The following is a 917-nucleotide window of genomic DNA, read 5'->3' as shown; positions in this document are numbered from 1 at the left end:
GGCACGCGGTGGAAACAGTGTCGACATTACAGCCGATATTGGCAGCGTCGGGCCGGTCACCGATCTTGGCAATGGAAGCTACACTGCAGTTTTAACGAGCAGTACGACTGTCGGGACAGCACCATCAGTGCAAGTCTTGAGGGAAGTACAATTGTGGATACAACCAGTGTTGAGTTCACCCCACTACCCGCCTCCATGAGCGATACTTTAATCACCGCTACGCCAAACACGCTAACGGCTGATGGAAGCACTACTTCAACTATTTTGCTCCAGGCTATTAACGTGCTTGGTAACGGATTAAACTCAGGCGGCAGTACCGTTAGTTTCGCGGCCAGTATGGGCAGTATCGGTGATGTCACCGACTTGAATGACGGTTTTTATAGCGCAACCTACACCTCCCCCACCAATACCGGTGTCGCGATCATTAGCGCCACCTTTGATGGTGAAGATGTTATTGACACTGAAATGATCAACCTTCAGGCAGGAGCGCTACTCGCCTCTAGCGGCGTTATTACCAGTCTCGATGCTGCCGTCATCGCTAATGGCTCCAATACTACAACTATCACAGTTCAAGGAAGCGACGTCTTTGGCAATAGTGTCGAAGTGGGTGGCGCCACGGTTACTTTAAATACCAATTTTGGTAGTTTAGGCGCGGTAAGCGATATGGGAGATGGCCGCTATAACGCGACTCTACTGGCTCCAGCCACAACAGGCACGGCAGTGATTACTGGGACTATGAATGGCCAAAGCCTTGTCGATACCGCAACCGTTCAATTTGTACCGGGCCCGGCAAGCTACCTGAACAGCACACTAAACTCATCATCACCTGTTCTGACGGCTAACGGCAGCGACACCGCCACCCTCACACTTCAAGCCATTGACCTGACTGGGAACTATCTTACTTCCGGTGGTGACAC

The 917-nt window shown here is 51.6% G+C and carries 2 protein-coding genes; both read left to right on the top strand.

Translation table 11 applies throughout. The features are described 5' to 3' along the window. A partial coding sequence (locus A3763_RS30010; RefSeq protein ID WP_369823075.1) for an Ig-like domain-containing protein occupies positions 1 to 199 on the top strand: 199 nt, incomplete at its 5' end. Further along, on the top strand, positions 154 to 917 hold a 764-nt coding region (locus A3763_RS01685; RefSeq protein WP_197482678.1), incomplete at its 3' end, for an Ig-like domain-containing protein. The genes A3763_RS30010 and A3763_RS01685, both read left to right, overlap by 46 nt.

The sequence above is a fragment of the Oleiphilus sp. HI0128 genome, from assembly GCF_001635365.1.
Note: the sequence above shows the minus strand (reverse complement) of the source record. Positions and strands in the feature narration are given on the sequence as shown.